Annotated in this window: 12 protein-coding genes and 1 pseudogene; 8 read left to right on the top strand and 5 right to left on the bottom strand. The window is 48.5% G+C overall.

Annotated elements, in window-relative coordinates; genetic code table 11:
- Positions 1-1,039: 1,039 nt before the first annotated feature.
- Both IMCC3135_RS09960 and IMCC3135_RS35470 read right to left on the bottom strand, forming a co-directional pair.
- Positions 1,040-2,223: pseudogene (locus tag IMCC3135_RS09960) on the bottom strand (IS3 family transposase).
- A 344-nt stretch (positions 2,224-2,567) separates the two neighbouring features.
- Complete coding sequence (locus IMCC3135_RS35470) at positions 2,568-2,822, bottom strand: helix-turn-helix domain-containing protein (RefSeq protein WP_418251425.1); 255 nt, start codon at positions 2,820-2,822, stop codon at positions 2,568-2,570.
- A 31-nt stretch (positions 2,823-2,853) separates the two neighbouring features.
- Between IMCC3135_RS35470 and IMCC3135_RS09970 the strand changes: the two genes are divergently transcribed.
- The 7 genes from IMCC3135_RS09970 to IMCC3135_RS10005 all read left to right on the top strand — a co-directional run bounded on the left by IMCC3135_RS09970 (position 2,854) and on the right by IMCC3135_RS10005 (position 12,805).
- Positions 2,854-3,288 carry a hypothetical protein gene (locus tag IMCC3135_RS09970; RefSeq protein WP_157735894.1) on the top strand — a complete coding sequence of 145 codons (435 nt, stop codon included), beginning with the start codon at positions 2,854-2,856 and terminating at the stop codon, positions 3,286-3,288.
- 2,138 nt (positions 3,289-5,426) lie between these two features.
- Positions 5,427-6,635, top strand: a complete 1,209-nt coding sequence (locus IMCC3135_RS09980; protein WP_157735895.1) for a tyrosine-type recombinase/integrase — start codon at positions 5,427-5,429, stop codon at positions 6,633-6,635.
- The gene (locus tag IMCC3135_RS09985; protein ID WP_157735896.1) at positions 6,628-8,427 is read left to right on the top strand and encodes a hypothetical protein; all 1,800 of its coding nucleotides are present in this window, start codon (positions 6,628-6,630) and stop codon (positions 8,425-8,427) included. Before IMCC3135_RS09980 ends, IMCC3135_RS09985 begins: the two co-directional genes overlap by 8 nt.
- The gene (locus tag IMCC3135_RS09990; RefSeq protein ID WP_157735897.1) at positions 8,415-10,265 is read left to right on the top strand and encodes a site-specific integrase; all 1,851 of its coding nucleotides are present in this window, start codon (positions 8,415-8,417) and stop codon (positions 10,263-10,265) included. The genes IMCC3135_RS09985 and IMCC3135_RS09990 overlap by 13 nt, the downstream gene beginning before the upstream one ends.
- The gene (locus IMCC3135_RS09995; protein WP_088917471.1) at positions 10,249-10,860 is read left to right on the top strand and encodes a hypothetical protein; all 612 of its coding nucleotides are present in this window, start codon (positions 10,249-10,251) and stop codon (positions 10,858-10,860) included. Before IMCC3135_RS09990 ends, IMCC3135_RS09995 begins: the two co-directional genes overlap by 17 nt.
- Before the next feature lie 67 nt (positions 10,861-10,927).
- The gene (gene ssb, locus IMCC3135_RS10000) at positions 10,928-11,416 is read left to right on the top strand and encodes a single-stranded DNA-binding protein (RefSeq protein WP_088917472.1); all 489 of its coding nucleotides are present in this window, start codon (positions 10,928-10,930) and stop codon (positions 11,414-11,416) included.
- A 69-nt stretch (positions 11,417-11,485) separates the two neighbouring features.
- The gene (locus tag IMCC3135_RS10005) at positions 11,486-12,805 is read left to right on the top strand and encodes a hypothetical protein (protein WP_088917473.1); all 1,320 of its coding nucleotides are present in this window, start codon (positions 11,486-11,488) and stop codon (positions 12,803-12,805) included.
- Positions 12,806-12,853: 48 nt separating this feature from the next.
- Here the strand turns inward: IMCC3135_RS10005 and IMCC3135_RS10010 are convergent, their stop codons facing one another.
- From IMCC3135_RS10010 to IMCC3135_RS10020, 3 genes are read right to left on the bottom strand one after another with little or no spacing between them, the layout of a single operon-like run.
- Positions 12,854-13,390 carry a DUF2058 domain-containing protein gene (locus IMCC3135_RS10010; protein WP_157735898.1) on the bottom strand — a complete coding sequence of 179 codons (537 nt, stop codon included), beginning with the start codon at positions 13,388-13,390 and terminating at the stop codon, positions 12,854-12,856.
- A gap of 26 nt (positions 13,391-13,416) precedes the next feature.
- Positions 13,417-14,943 carry a DUF4403 family protein gene (locus IMCC3135_RS10015; protein WP_088917475.1) on the bottom strand — a complete coding sequence of 509 codons (1,527 nt, stop codon included), beginning with the start codon at positions 14,941-14,943 and terminating at the stop codon, positions 13,417-13,419.
- Between the two features lie 56 nt (positions 14,944-14,999).
- Entirely contained in the window at positions 15,000-15,701 is a 702-nt protein-coding gene (locus IMCC3135_RS10020; RefSeq protein WP_088921783.1) for a glutathione S-transferase N-terminal domain-containing protein, read from the bottom strand.
- Between the two features lie 158 nt (positions 15,702-15,859).
- On the opposite strand from IMCC3135_RS10020, the gene IMCC3135_RS10025 reads away from it, so the two are divergent.
- The gene (locus IMCC3135_RS10025; protein WP_088917476.1) at positions 15,860-16,798 is read left to right on the top strand and encodes a DMT family transporter; all 939 of its coding nucleotides are present in this window, start codon (positions 15,860-15,862) and stop codon (positions 16,796-16,798) included.
- Positions 16,799-16,943: the final 145 nt, after the last annotated feature.

A 16,943-nucleotide genomic window follows, 5' to 3' on the forward strand; every position in this document is an offset into this window, starting at 1 on the left:
TGCCTCGATCACAGTGGCGGCAGATAATGACCGGTTGGTGGCAACGAGCGCAGTGGTAGCGCCGTGCAGTGTCCAGGTCGTCCATCGGCAATCCCTGCCGGGTAGCTCTGGATTGAAACCTAATGAAGTGCGATACTTCACTTGGCTGTGTGAAAACACGGTTGGGGATGCGGCGTCAGATCGGACCGTCAAATCAGGACTGGCGTCGCGTCTTTCTACACGGCCATTCCTTCCTATCAGTTGATTGAGTCTGTGTCACGCGAATCAGAGGATCGGTAACAAACTAACCTGGAACCCTGAACAGAAGTGATGAGCAGGGTTGTTTTATAATGCACTAGCTCCCCGGCAACTATGCGCGGGTATTGAGCGTCGTATACAGTCGGTTGCTTTTGGACAATGCATGAGCAATTAAAACTCGATGATACTGTTGGTATCGATCAATTTTTTCTGAGACTGACTCACTCATAAAAGCAAACCGTTTAAGCAAACATTAGACACTGCCGGCAGTTTGACGTAGTGCCAGACTTCGTATTGGAACACATCATCGGAAAGCACCCTGCTGAATGACCGGTTTAAGCACATACCGGACGATATCAAAGTCTGATTCAAGTGACTCAGGTAAAACTACCGCTTGTGACCGATAGGCGAACTCTGGCCAATCAGATGTGACCGTCCGGTTTAAGCACACAGCGGACCTAGCTGAAAGTTAACTATACATTTACGGCCGGCATTGTTCGACAACAGTCCTGATCTGAACTTCGAGAAAGTGAGTATACCGACAACCGGGCTAAACACTCCGGAGAACGTCGCCAACCATGCGCTGCAAAGCAGCAAACGTTTTGAACTGTATAGTGACGAACGAATCGGGATCTAGAATTCCGACGACAATCGGCAATCTGTAAAGCCTCAGATGTTAGACGCGACTCTTCGCATATCCAGAACGATCACGGCAGTGCCTCACTTTCGATCGCCTTCGAGGCAACTTAATTATTTGCTGGACAACTTACCTGGAGTTCACCCGTTTTAGTGGACACCGGGGTTATGCCACTTCAGCAGAAACAGATTGACTATTTTTTCTGAACTGGGCGGGACTAGTGTAACCGAGTTGTGAGTGTTTCCGGACCCGGTTATAGAACACTTCTATGTACTCGAATATAGCTGCTGCAGCTTCCCGTCTAGTCGTGAAAGTGAACCGGTGGATCAGCTCCTTCTTGATGGTTGCGAAGAAGCTTTCCGAGACTGCGTTGTCCCAGCAGTTGCCCTTGCGGCTCATGCTGCACTGTATGCCTCGATCTGACAGCGCCTTGCGGTAATCCTTGGCTGTGTTAGTTGCTGCCCCTGTCAGAGTGGTGGATGAGCCCTTCAGGTGGATTACGAAACTCCAGAGCCATGTCCAAGGCGTTCAATGTCAGTGTCGTATCATTGCTATCTCCCATCGCCCAACCAACCACTTCGCGGTTATACAGATCGATCATTGAGGCCAGATAGAGCTAGCCCTCCTCGGTGGGTACGAAGGTGACGTCTGTTACCCATTTTTCGTTCACACGCGTTGCCGTGAAATCCCTATCTAGCTCATTAGTCGCTACAGCATTGAGCTGATCAGCCTTGGTCGTGATGCATCGCCAGGTACGCACAGAGCCCACTACAATGCCGTTCTCGCGCATGATGCGGGCGACTCGCTTCTCAGAGATCTTGTGTCCTAGCTCCTTGAGTGTTGCGTGGATACGTGGGCTGCCGTAGGTCTCGCTGCTGGACTTGAAGATTGATTAGATCAGGTCCAGCCAACTCTCGTCTTCCACCTGCCGCTGGCTCTTCTCGCGCTTGCTCCGGGCATAGTAACCAGAGGTGGAAACCTCCAGAGCATTGCACAGTTCGGTGACTGGGAAATGGGTCTTCTGCGCCGCGACAAACTCGAATTTCACAGAGTTTCCTTGGCGAAGAAGGCCGTTTTTTTAATATATCGCGCTCCGACTTCAATCGTTTGTTCTCGGCACGCAACCGTTCCAGCTCCTGCTGATCGGTCTCGGACAAGCTATTCTGTGTCATCGTTCCATTGCTGGCTTGGTCTGCTTTGATCCACCTACGAACCGTTGATGCAGTCAGATCAAGGTCTCGGCAGATCTGCGATACGGGTTGATCTCCGGCACGAACCAATTCGAGTACTTGCTGCTTGTACTCGTCGTTGAAAGTTCGACGTTCTCTACGAGTCTTACGTTTGGCCATGTGATACCTCTGAGAGCATTATCGCTCAGAATTGAGGTGTCCACAAAATCGGGGGTATTCCACTGTCATGTAGGTGGCTTAGAAGAAATGAGGCTGAGCCCGTTACTGCTAGGGAGGAGTCTATTTAAGACAATAATCTACTTCAATCTTGACTGTCTAGACCTTTGGCCAGAAACGGCACCAGAATGTACTACCTACACGATTGCCGAAAGACCCATCAGTTAATTATTTGGCTTAGGCAGGAGGCTGGCATAGCGCGCCTCCGATACGTAAAGTCAAGTCCGTACTGCAATCGAAGGTAGGTGTAGATGGCTGCTCACATGTCCGCTACAAGAACCATAGGCTCACTTTGCAGACGACATATCCATTATTAGCTTCCATGGCTTTATGCCTAAGGCGTTAGACACTGAATAAAGAGTGCTAAGCGATGGTTGCCTCTTTCCACGCTCCAGTAGCGAGATATAGGTCCGATCTAGGCCGCTAGAAAACGCCAATGCATCCTGAGACAAGCCTACTGCCTTCCTCTGAGCCTTAAGGGCCATCCCAAATTCTGTTGCCAACCTTGAATCCATTGACATAGGATTGGCGATATGAGACATATAGTCGACGGACTATAGTCGGAATATATCAATGTTCAATACAGATGAAAGTGGAAGATCGTTTATGCCATTCGGCCTTTACGACGAAGGCGAATATAGCTGGGACCACGTAACCCTGGGCATTTTTGTACCTTGGTGGCTGGTCTCGATCGAAGTGGATTTGGATGGTGACGGCACATGGAGACAAACACAGATGCTCAAACACGTTCAGCAAATTGTTTCACTTGAATCTGAATCCAACGTTACATTGAGGCGCGTGCAGCAGATAAGCCCTCACTTCGAAAACAATCATGGGTGGGAGATGATCGATGTAAAAAAAATAGTACTTTGCAATAACGGAAACAACATAGCCAAAGAGCCAGTTGAATTTATTCAGTATGAGCTTACGAATGGCGAAATAATTACTATTCCTGAAGACATCACGAGTATCGAAAATGTGATAAAAATTATATATTCTTTCGAGTAAACATATCGGCTGGTGCTAGGCTATGATTGTTAATAGGGTGTTTTTAGCGAAATCGAAAATCACGCGGCCATCGGTGTTTGAAAAAGACCGTTGTAGTGTAATTGCCACGAATACTGACTGAATTGAGCACATTGATGTTCGACATAACCGCTGACAAACACCGTTGACTGTCCATCGAGCGCTTGATGAGCTCAGTGCTAGTTGTAGTATCGGCGAGACATATTTTTCCCTCGATAATAGCCTAACAACATCAAAACTGTGCGGCACTTAGTTTTGTGCGCGCCTCACTGGCTTTGGGTCAAATGAAACGGTCGCTTTCAGAGCGCTAGATATACTGATTAGTGCCATCACCACTGAGCCAGAGAACCAGATCAAACCTCCGCGGCAAAGACAAGACACCTCCGTTCAGCGGCTTCTTGTCCATTGAAGTTTTCACCAGTGCTGACATCCCTTGCACATGTTGGTGACACCCGCAGCTAACCAGATGGGCGCTCCTGCTGGCGGTTTAATCATTGGAGCGCTTCGTTCAGATTTGTCGCTGCTAATGGATCCTAGGCATGGGAAAAATCTGATTGCTGGCCGTTGATGCTTAGCTCCATAACTACCGCGCCAGTCACATGATTTGATAGGCCTATTGACTTAGTAGATGGCCACGAACGACAGTGGGGGTAAAACGCCTGCAGAAAAATTGCAGCAGGCCTTGGAGAAAGCAGTTACTGCGACCAGTTGAGGACAAGTGCGATCTGGGGCGTATTGCTCGATGGGTGGATTCTTCGTTACTGAATCTTCCGCGGTGGGAGGGCTATAGGTTTCCGCTATCGCTATTGCTGGTGTTCATTCATAGGGTCAAGCTACTAGAAGCCGCCTCACATTTGTTGCGCCACAATGGCATTCTAAAATTTAATTTGACATTCTCGTGAAAAACAAGTTCTAATGGAGACAGTGTTCAGATTTTGCATGATGTAAAATCTCCGAGTGCGAATTGCTATCGTGATGTCTCAAGAGTTTAGATGAATTTGTATATGAACTCTGCATAGCAGGAGCCTTTTGGCTCGGCGTCTAGTATTAGATCCTCGGGACTGAGTTCCTCGGAGTATCTTTTATAACGGATATTTAATTTTTTGGAAGTATCAACTATGTTGAGCTTCTTGATTATTTATCAAGCAACTGTACCTGACGATTTACGTCAAACCTACTTATGCATTTCTGTCAGCTCTACGCTAGATATCACTGTTTATGCTAGTGATTTAGCTTGCGCGGCTCAAGTGTAAATATTGGTGAAACTTTCGAACAATATTAAGGTGGACGCTTTTGCTTTGCGTTGCATAATTACAGTGAAGGACCACTTAATCGTAATTATAAAGGCTTATAATTTAAGCTGACAATTGCCTACTCCCTCCGTATCGAACATTCGCATGCCAGTACCGAGTCTTATTTAGATCGGTTTGAAATCAGACTTAATATACGACATGCCCTCGATGGGTGTTTCGCAGATAGTTTTTAGGAAAATATTCGTATCCATAAAAAACTGAACTTTTAGATGTATATATTTTAAATATATATTGCCAGATATCCAATAACCGGAAAGTTCAATCTGCATCTTCGTAATGCCAGCGCGATCTGTAAACACTACTCCTATTCTCACCAATATATGAGATATGGAAATTTAGAGTTAAAAGCAGATTGCTATTGTCTGAAATCAGCGCATATAGGCATTTTGCAGTTTTATCTCAGGCTAAGGAAGAGACGGATTATATCGGCATACCCTTCTTTTGGAATGTTGGCCAAGTGGCCGCTGTTCTCTAATATCTTGAAAAACTTCGTGAACTGATATTTAGGTCTACGGAGAAGATATCTCCTAACTTCGCAGTCCAGAACGCCGCACTAGTGATGATCCTCTAGACGATAACTGCAATTTCGAGTTGCCCTCGGCAAAGACCTACGCGACTGCGAATAATAATATATGACCCGCTCGATGATAGTAAATATCCTACCAATTTTCCCGAAGGTATTAAACTGCAGTATTGCATCATCAGTAGAAGCTAGCGTAATGGGTGCCTAGAGCAGTGTTTCCTATATGGCAGAGAATACGGTTGCTTACGGCTGCGTTTACCTTCTGGCATGTCTGACGGCGCTCTTTGAGTTATGCAGATTTCCATCAATTGACCGTTTTCAGCCGTTTTGGCTTGGCAGTATTAGAGCACTTGATAAGTATGGCGGAAATTAGATATACAAAAAATGCAAGGATCAACAATCTATTGGTAGAGCGATTCCCACTGATTCTTACGTCTACGAAAAGTGTGCACTGGATGTCTTTGGAGCACTTCTTTGATCTACGTCGCGAAGGTGCTGCGTTCAGTTCGATAGGCACATATGGGTCACACTTGGTGGATTTCATTTCTCAGATGGAAGTGGACGGCATAGAGATTAGTGAAATTGATGACCCTTGGCTCGAGGCCTATCGAAATGAAATATTAGCTAGAGGTGTCGGAAAACGCAAACAAAACACGAACAACTACGCATCACAAGTGCTGCGTACAGTAATAGTTTTCCTCTACTGGTTGGAGTCGAACGGTTACATCAAGGGCGTAGTCGGTGATAATAAAAAATATCCAGTTCGGATATCGGTGAGAACGCGCGGCATCAAACACTGGTTGATTAAGAACAGAGCCTCAGGTGAAAAGGTTGTCGCAACTCCGCGAGCTGATTGGATAAGAGCTATCAAGCCCTACGGGCCTAAAAGAAGCGATCTTTCCGAAAGGTTCGAGTTGATGATCGATTGGGGAGCCTCATTAGGGCTGAGGGCAATGGAAATTTGTAGCCTAACTATCCAGCAGTTGCCGGACGAGGAGTCCGCAGAGAGAGCGCTGTTGTTGGAGGAAAACCTGTACATAAATATTATTGTGAGTAAAGGAGGTAAACACTGGCGAGTTCCCCTGAGCCCCTTGCTCGTAAAAAAAACGTGGCAGTACATAAATGGCGTTCGAAAAATTGTAGTGAAACGACACTTACTGCGAGCTCAGAAAAATAATAGAAACTACGTAGATCCAAGTTACATATTTATATCTGATGGACTGGGGGGGGGGGTGAATCCGCGATCACTTTCGAACAGCGTGAGAGGAGCATTTCGAGCAGCAGTAGAAGCCAAGGAGCTTACGGAAGAGCAAAGGGTATGGCTCCATGGATTGAGGCACAATTTCGTGACTACGATATTGCGGAAACTTGATGAAGAGGGCATCCCTAGGGCGGAAGCTATAGCCAGACAAGTTACCAGACACAGTTCGGAGGATGCGATGGGGCCTTATCTGCAAGATCGTTACAATAAAAAGTTTGATGGCAATGAATAAGATTATTCGCAAAAAATTGGCAGTGCCAAAGAAGGCTTCCGTAGTTGATATCGCACCACGTGCTGGACTAGTAATCGATCTTGGGAAGAAAGGATTAGTTGAAGCAGGTTGGTTCGATTCTGTTGAAAACTCTACCGAGATTATTCGAGAGCTATCCATCTATGTTCGAGGAAAACGAAATTCTAGGGGCACAGTTAATACGGTCTTGCAATACTTGCGATTCGTAGCTGTAAATCGACTTCAAGTTTCTTCAGATTCCGCAAAGGCGTTTCGTAATGAGTTAGATAGAAGAAAAAACATTACCCCTAATACAAAATACCAAATCTTCTCTACAGCAATGGGCTTTCACCGTTCGGCGATTGCCGCTGGAGTGTTACCTGAAGAGAACTTACCTCAGAACTTCAGGACTCCCACATCAGAACCTAAAAAGAACTTTGTCGATTTATGCCGAGTAGAAATTGCTTCGCTGGATGACTCATCCAACGACACGTTTCGCAATGCGATTAGTGATCGGGGGCTTAACGCTGAGCAGGCCCAGGCCCTTCAATTCTCAATTAACTGTATGCAGTCGCTTCGACTTCGCGCTGTAAATTCGGTGCAGCAAATAGTTGAGGACTGGAATCGGGTATATGTTGCTATTGAAAGTCTGTCAGAAACGGATCTAGCACAACTCAGAGAATGCGATTTTCGACGCTTGGATGATAAAACACTGGAGGCAGCCTTTAGGATTCTGTATGCCCATTTTGGTTTTTCCTTGCCAGCTACGAAGGCGTGGCCGGCTGGGATATCGGATTGGTGTAAAGGACGCGACGGTTGGACGAGTAATCGAGTGAAGGGTGCGTTTTTTCCTGTTGTAAAAACACTAGATCCGTTTCTTTTACTTCTGCTTTCTGACGATTCACTTTCCTTAAATGTGGATTCAGCAGCAATGTATTCCTACATAGATTCGTGCAGGCCGTCGAAGTATGATGAGTTCACTGACGTTTATTTTGGAAAGTATCGAGGGTCGCCTACTCGGAAGTGTCTTCGTACAGATAACCCTACTATTGTCGGAATTTGTGCGCTTTCAGAGAAGTTGGAGAAGACACTTCCCTTTATGCCTGGCGGGGCCAAATGGCTCAGTAATGAACGCGCCCCTTTGATGGTTCATTGGTCGACTTTTTCAGGACTCGAAACAAAGCTTCGCGGTTTAGACCCTTCTACGCCAGTAAACATGGTGAAACGATTCATAGGAATCGCTTCTAAGGAATTCCCGTGTCTTCTACCACTGGTTGGCCGTACGTCTGGTGAGAATTTTCGCCCTACGCATGCCTTGATAAAGAAGTTGAGTGGAGAATCAATAGACAAAATTAGACTTGGGTTGAATCACAAAAACATATCAACTACGAAAGTTTACGTTGATCGTCTCGAAACTCAAGCAATGCTGAAAAATAAGCATTTGCTGTTTCAACGATATTTAATTGAGGAGGCGGTAGATACTCGGCGAACCGGATCAGGTTACGTGTGCTCCAACCCTGTAAGTGATGGCTGCGTCCAACACACTCAGTGCTTTGAGTGCGATGCAAAGCGCGTTGTGCTGAAAAGCCCTTCCATTGTGGCTGAATGGATTGCATTGGAAGAGCACATACGTTTAGCGGAGTACAGCCTTAGTGTAAGTAATCCTGAACGATGGGAGTATTTCTGGAAACCGAAATTGATCGAATATCAAACCCTTATCGACATGGTTGATGAAAGATACAAGAACGAAGCCATTTTACTTACCGGAGAGGTATTGCTGCCATGGTTAAGTTGAGCACAAAAAGACAACCTGATTCGATAGACGTTGTTGCTGGTCTTCGAAAGCTGTCGAATTTTAGACGACCTGAATGGCTAGGTACTGGTCCGGATGGCCGTCAGTGTGAGTTAGTGGATGACGTCTGGTACTTGAGCGACCATCTTCCCGGATATGACAAATCATCAATGAATGTCAGTTGGAAACGGCCTGAAAATACAGTTCTTAGGTCGCGGCGGACATTGTATTGGACAGATTATGCAAAGATCGTTGCCTACTACTCAATGGAATCGGACAAGACTAGGACGTCTCGTACAACTAGTCTGTCTAGGTTGGTACGGGTAGTTCTGGCTCTGTGTTTTTATTTACAAAACGAAAGGCGCAAGGAAAATATATCATCAGTTAAACCAGCAGACGTAAACGCTTATGAGGACTCATTGCAGGTGCGTGATATATCGGTATCTCACGCTGAGTGTTGTCTCGGTGTTTTCAAAAACTTTTATTTATTCAAAGCCGAAATTGGTGAAGGCCTTTCCTTCTGTCCCTATGTTCGACCTGGATCTTTAAGAACGGCAGCAAAGCGTGTAGGGCGCGCTAATGGTCACACTCTCACACTTGAGCCTGACGAGTTTTTTGCAATCCTTGAGTCTGCTCTGCGAGTAGTCAATAACAGTGATGATATTGTCAATACTCTTGATACATATCTAAATATAAGGGATCGGTGCCTGCAAGTTGGCAGAAAATCATCGTTAACTAAAATATCGCGAGAATTTAGAAATGCAACTGGAGGGTCATCTCGTGAACTCTTTGATAAAGTTCGATTAGCTTATGGGGCCGCCATCGTAGTTGTCTTCGCGCTGTTAGGAGATAGGAAGCACCAAGTGAGTTCATTGAAAAGAACTGATGTGAATGCACTTCTGGGTGATAGTTGTCAAGACCTTTCAGGTACTGTCCGCAAGACCTCACCTTCAATAGTCGGAACTCCAACTTCTACAGCCATTGATCCACAGGTAGAAAAAGCGTTACAGCTGATTTTGTCGCTGACACTTAAGACTCGCGAGGACTACAATGGCGATCTACTTCTTATCGTTCTTCCAGTCCAACGAACCGCAAACAAAAATCCTAGCATAGAATTACCTGGTACTAGCATGTACCGATTGCTCGATCTTGTAGCAAAAAATGCGCAGATCGATGTGACGTTAAGGCCTCATATGTTTCGTCGAGCGTTCTCAATGCTATGGACATGGCGTTTCGAGATCGGTGATATGTATTGGCTTTCCCAATTGCTTAATCACAGTAATCCTATATATACGCGTAGGTATACAGAGGATGAGGACGTTTGGAAATTTTTTCCAGAGCAGCAGCAGAAGCTTGCGTACTCAGTTATGGAAAGAGCATTGACTGGAAGAGATCTTATGGTAGGAGGAGTGTCTAAGTCACTTCGACGGTATAGGCGATTGATACAATCAAATGTTTCTGTCGTTGCCCCTGAATTGGTACAGGGTATTGTTGAAGAACTAATTGAACGGCATGAGTATCGGATTGTGCCGCAAGCCGATGGGTACTGCATTATGTCTAAGAAGCGTGGTGCTAGAGCGCGATGCTCGACGGACGGACTCGGACCAAATTACGCAAGACGGGATGACATTTATTGTGTTGAGTGTGCAAATTTTGGAGTGCGGCCCAGCAATCGCAAGCACTGGCAGGTCCGGTTAGATGCTCATGTCGCAGTATTTGACGCAGCAACAATACCGATCTTACGCGAAGCTTCAAAAGCTGCGATAGAGCGCGCTGAGACAGTATTAGGTTGGATTGACGAAGCTGTGGGTATGGAGGAGGATCATGGCGAAGAGAACTGACAGGTTCGAGAGCGCCATCCTTGAATCGCTGAATCGTTTAGTAGAGAGTAGCAATCCGATTACAAAAATAGCGGTGATCGAAAATGCGCGTTTCAAGAACGGTCGGTCAGTTGGAAAGTCGACACTGTATTCGAAAAAGAATGGTCAATTAGTCCATCCAGAATTAAACAGGAAGATTGAAGCAATTATCGAAGGTCGGCGCAAGAAAACAAGACGAGTTACCCGCAGTGATTCTGTTGTTCGACTCAAGCGAGCGATGGGTGAACTCCGATCCGAGAACAGTCGACTCGTGGACACAATTGTGTCTCAAGAAGCTAGGTTACAAGAGGCGCTTCGTAGGGCTAGTCACGACAGCACGGCAAGATCTAGCTATGAATCCGACATATATTTGCTGGCGAAAATCGTTGATTTGTTAACATCAGGGGCATTGGACGAGGTAAGTAAGACAGTGCGCCGATTCGAATCACGTGAAAGCGATAATGTGATCCTGAAAGAACTAGAGGCTGAAGTGGAGGATTGTATGGCACGTGTCAGTAGTAGCAAGGTCACACCCGTCATTCAGACAACTGTTTATAAAAACGGTATAGTGCGATGAATCTGTAGTGCGCCCTTCTAAGTTGGCGTATAACGTACTGATATTAATAAATAAAAGGGGAAAGTATATGGCTCGCGGCGTGAATAAAGTCATTCTGGTCGGCAATCTCGGCTCAGATCCCGAGGTACGTTACATGCCCAATGGCGGTGCTGTGACCAACATCAGTATTGCGACCTCAGAACAGTGGACTGACAAGACATCCGGACAAAAGCAGGAACGAACGGAGTGGCATAGGGTCACATTGTTCAACCGTATGGGTGAAATCGCCGGTGAGTATCTGAAAAAAGGATCTCAGGTCTATATCGAAGGTTCCATCCGTACTGATAAATATCAGGATAAAACAACCGGTGAAGATCGTTACTCCACTCAGATCATTGCAAGAGACATGCAGTTGCTGGGCGGAAGAACAGATGGCGGCGGTGGTGGTGGAGATAATTACAACCAGCAGTCGTCGTCTCGTGCAGCGCCGCCAACTCAGTCTCCAAACCAGCCTGCCGCTAACCCTTCTACGGCTCCGGCTGGCAATGATGAATTTGACACCGAAATCCCGTTCTGATTTCAGCTGACAGATAGAGTACGGCCTCTGGCGGCGCGGTGACGCGCCGCTCACATCCCAGGTATACGAATGCAACACTTCTCCATCGCATTGCTGCTGACGACATCGCTTCTGGCTGGTGCCGCGCAGGCTGCAGATTCTGACAACCTTTGCGAAGGTATGTTCACTGGCACGGAACGGGTCGTGATCCCGGCTGTTGCAAAGCCTCCGTTCATGAGGTACTACAAGGATCCGGCCTTTGGTAGCAAGGTCATCCGCATTACGGACGCTCGTGAGGGGGGAGTTTTCAAGCCGACCTATAGCTCGATGCAGGCCTGGAATGCAGACGAATCCATCCTGATGCTTTATCGGGGCGGCGAGGACTCAGCTCATGTGCTCTACGATGGCAAGACCTACGAACAAATCAGAGTTCTGGACATCGTGCCTTCTGATCTGGAAGAAGTGTTCTGGAGTCATACAGATCCTGACACCTTCTATTATGTGAGCAAATACTCAGGGGACTACGGTCACTTCAAGCGCTACAGCGTGAAAGACAATAAATCCTACAAAATCAAGGATTTCAGCAATATTTGCGGCAAGCGTGGGCTTCCCACTGGCGGCAACGATGCGCAGATGCAGTCACTGGATGATGATTTGTTCGGTTTTCGCTGTCGTAAAAGCGACGACGAGTTCTATATGTTCAGTTATCGCCTGAGTACCGATGAGGTCATTCAAGCGCCGCTAGGCAAGAAGCAGGGCTGGGAGCCATGGTCAGCGCCTATTCCCGGACCTTCTGGCGAGCGTTTCTGGTTGCAGGGCAAGGTACTGGAGCCTGATCTGAAGACAGTGGCGTTGAAACAGGATATGTATCGATATCACGAACATGCCAACATCGGATTGACCCACGATGGGCAAGATGCGGTCTTTCAGGCTGTGTTCGATCCTTCGCCCAACGGCTGTGATGACGATATCTGGCAAGGTGTCGGACATCTGGTCGTCCACAATATGGAGACCGGTAGCTGTCACTCGGTCATCAATGAGGCCAAGGGGTATCCTTACACAACCTCCGGCACGCATGTTTCTGCACAGGCATTCAAGAATCCGGGCTGGATAGCGATGTCCAGTATCGGCTATGACTCGTTCGAGTATTTCAGTAACAAGCGTAAGGCACCGGCATTGTTGTCAGAAATCTATCTGGCCAACACCGATCCTGACAATGAGGTGGTCTGCCGGCTGGCGCATCATCGCTCCTTTGGAAAACAGGCCAAACGAGGCGGCTACAAGGCGTATTTCGGCGAGCCTCATGCCACCATCAGCCCCAGTGGTACACGCATCGTTTTCGGTTCGGACTGGTATGACTCGGGTTCGGTCAACGCCTATGTAATTGAATTGCCAGCCTACAAGAAGTAGAGCCGGTATTGCCCGGATAGAGATATCCGGGCAGGCAATCCATGATGATCACCACATGAGGTCATCAGGTACTTCGTAGCCGGCATATTCGTCGTCGGCATCCGGTGCATTTTCATCCCGGGTGTTGAGTACGACCAACCAGCTCTCATCACGCTCTGCAATTTTTTCGGCCGCCTGTCTGGGGACGATACTCAGCTGATCCTGTTTGCCGACAATGGCCAGTGCGCCACGAATCAGTGCTTGCCGATGATCAGATTGCAACATCAGTGACTTGATGACGCCACCGTGGTCGAAGCCAAATTGCGTGTCACCGCGTTCAGCGATGGCGTTGAGCTCGATAATCTGCTGAATCTGCGCCTGAACCGCCTTCTGATCTGCTGCGCGGTCTCTTTCTTCGTTCAATGCCTTATCGCGTGCTAGCGTTTCTGCATCACGCTGTTTGACAAGGTCTGCGGTTTCATCCACTACATCCTGTCCTTTGCGCTGCTTTTTTTCCTTGGTATTCTGGGCCTTGCGAGCCGAGACGACCTGTTTCTGGCTGGCGATGCCTGCCTGACGTAGTTGTTCCTGTAATGACTTTGCCACTGTCGTGATCCTTTTTCTGTACGGTTTTACTTGAGAGGTTTTTTCAAGACTGTCAATGGTATATCGATATCCAGTTCAGCACTGACTTGAGCGCGTGCAGCCAGTGAATCGGCCTCTGGGAATATGTCGAGCAGTCGTATCGAAAGATTTTCAGCGCGAACGGTAACTCCGCCTGTGCGGGACGGGTCCTGGAGTTGTTGCTGCAAGCGCTCTTCAAGTTTACGCGTGTGGCTGGATAGGTCCACTATCGATCCGCGCTCGATGGCTGCAATTATCTGACCTTCAAAAATGCTGCTGACAAGATTCCACAAGGTCGAATCCAGGACTTTGGAAAGTTGAATGTTTTCCAGGCGCAACCGTTCGTCAGCAGCATCTACCACGGGTCTGGCATTCAGATAGATGATGCCATGGGTATCACGCCGGCTGCCGGGTAGTTGAGCTGTAAAACCCAGCGTGACTGTAACGCCTGCGGTGCTGCCTGAGAGTTTGATACTGTCTATCTGCACGGTGACCTTTCCAGCAGCAGACTCTGAGCTGAAACTGCGGTCGATAAGTCTTGGCCCTATGGCTGCTTCAAGCTGCGTGTAACCTGCTCGTAAAAGCAGGTCGAAATCTGTCCTGCTGGCTTGAAAGGCCACCTCGCGTAAGGCGGGCAAGGGGAGTGGTTCGATTTGCAGCGGCTCGCTGTCCACAACGGTGGTGCCATCAACTTCAAAGCTGACGCCAAATTTGTCGGGTTCGGTATGGATGCCGGAAAAGGCAAATCCGGAAGGCACGATGTTCAGATGAAGCTGCTGCGGAGTAGCGCTGTCATCAGGAGCCGGTATGTCCAGGGCAAAGGTGTAGCTGCGCCAGTAGCTGCCAAGCTGTTCACGAAATTTTTCGCAGTCTATTGCCTCGTTGAGCCTGGGCTCCAGTGTTGCCAGTTGCTTGTCCAGCGCATCGTTGACGATGTTTTCAAGGTCAAAATCCATTTTGCCGCGCCAGAGGGCCACCGGCTTTTGAACCCATTGGTAATCTACGACTGCTTCGATGACAGGGCACCAGTCGTCGCGCATGTTCAAGCCCATGCGAATGGTTGTCATCACCTCGCCCTGGACATCCAGTGCCGATAAGCCCAGTGCGCTTGCCATTGAGCCGCGAATTCCCACTTTGCCATCGAAACGGATAGGGGCAGATACCGTGATGAGCTGTTGTTGCCCGCTGATTGCGATGGGAGCGGTTCGGGACACGATCAGATTCCACTGCGCGGTTCCACAGGCTTTGATACCGATAATTCGTTTGCAGACTCGCCGGTCGCCTGCAACGGGGTAGCTGGCTGGTAGTTGTTCTGCCGCGATGGCCTCTATGTCGTCGTAGCTGACACGCGCTCGTAGGCCAAACCGGCTGGCGCGCGGTTTGGCTGTCGCGTTGAGATTACTACCTGTCAGGTTTTCCGGTTTTTCCGACACCTCGCTGGGAGATGAGTCTCTTTGACAGGATGAGAGGCTGAGGCTGCACAGTACGATACTCAACAGAAGTTGTTTGCGCCGCACACTTCTGAAGCCTGTCATGGTTGGACCGAACACTTTTTCAAGTAAGAGTCAAAGCTTTGCGATATCACTTGCCACTACTCGGTGGGAGGGACTACCAGACCGCGTTTGACGGCGGGTCTATCCAGGCAGCGATCAAGGTATGTCATGGTGTGGGTGTAACTTGCCATCTGAAAGTCTTCGAAGGCTCCGTAGGCATCTCGAACTGCGCGCAACCACGGGAAAATGGCAATATCCGCGATCGTGTATTCATCGCTCTGTATGTAGTCCTGACCGTCCAGTTGCTGCTCGAGTACATTGAGCAGGCGGCGAGACTCGTCAATGAAATGTTGCCGGGGGCGAGGGTCTTCAATGTCCTTGCCTGCAAATTTCTTGAAATAGCCGTATTTACCGAACGTGGGGCCCAGGCCTCCCATCTGGAACATCAGCCATTGTTGCGTCTGCGCCCGTGCACGCGCATCTCTTGGTAGCAGCTGGCCACTCTTCTCGGCCAGATATAACAAGATGGCGCCTGATTCCCATAGAGCGATTACTTGCCCGTCAGGTCCGTTCGGGTCAATGATGGCAGGTATCTTGTTATTCGGATTGAGAGCCAGAAATTCGGGCGTATGTTGCTCACCGCTGATTTTGACCGTATGCGCCTCATAGGCCAGTCCCATCTCTTCCAATGCGATGGAAACCTTCACACCATTTGGCGTCGGGTAGGAATACAGCTGTAGCAGTTCGGGGTTCTTGGCCGGCCAGCGGCGACTAATGGGGTGATCGACCAATGAGTCCATGTTTTTCGCTGTATCTCGATATCGTTTCGCAGGTCGCAGTATACGGCTCACAGCCCAGACTACCGAGCAGTTACACTACGCCATCATGCCTGTAACGGCGATCACTACTTAATGGCAGTGGGACCCCTGCGGGTGTGCCAGCTGACCGGATCTGATTCATGACGGGAATTTTCCTGATTTTCAGTGCCTGTATCCTCTGGGCGCTGGATACGCTAATCCGCTATCCCTTGTTGTTCAGTGGCGTAAGCCCATGGTCCATTGTCTGGTTCGAGCATCTGTTTCTCGTGCTTGTCATGAGTTACTGGGTTCTGCCCTTGTGGCGCAACAAGGCGCTGGATTCGCGCACCATCATGGCGTTTGTCGTTGTGGGAGGGATTGGTTCGGCTCTGAGCACTGTCGCTTTTACCAACGCGTTTTCTCTGATCAACCCCTCTGTTGTCATCCTGATACAAAAACTGCAACCGCTGGTGGCGGTATCCCTGGCCGTCGTGCTGCTCAAGGAGCGAGTTGATCGGCAATTTCTGATTTGGCTGGCGGTATGTCTGGCAGGCAGTCTGATGATTGCAGCGGGTGATCTTCTGCCGGCGCTGAACCCGGCTAACTGGTCAGGGCAGGAAACACAGGATCTGTTACTGGGCTACGGTTGTACCCTGATTGCCGTGGTGGGATGGGGGGCCGCAACTGTCTATGGCAAGCAATTGAGTAACAAGGGTTTTAGTACTACGGACTTGATGGCAGGACGATTCCTGGTCGGGTTTCTGGTTCTGACACCAATCGCCTGGCTGTTCGCGAACCCTGCCGAAGTGACAGGCATGCATATGCCTCTGCAGTTTCTCAGCGGCGACAAGCAGTTCAATACCCTGGTGCTCATCGCTGTCATGGTGCTGATTTCTGGTGTGGGCGGTATGGGATTCTATTATCTGGGAATGAAACGATTGCCAGCGCGTGCTTGCGCGGTCGCAGAGATGTTCTTTCCGGTTGCCGCCGTTCTCATCAACTGGTTGGTGCTTGGGCAAGCTCTGACCCCGCTACAGATGGTCGGTGCGGCCGTTCTGTTATGTGGCAGCACGATGGTGGCGGTATCGCAAACTCGATAGAACCTGACAGGCTCCAGGCGCCGAGTAACCCATTGAGCTGCAATAAATAGCCGCTTCAAAGGCCGAAAAGCTCGATTTCAGCACAAAGTTTGCCGCTATGGAAATACTCATATAAATACATCCTTATGTGTTTATGGGTACAATG

Source organism: Granulosicoccus antarcticus IMCC3135 (assembly GCF_002215215.1).
Taxonomy (GTDB): Bacteria; Pseudomonadota; Gammaproteobacteria; order Granulosicoccales; family Granulosicoccaceae; genus Granulosicoccus; species Granulosicoccus antarcticus.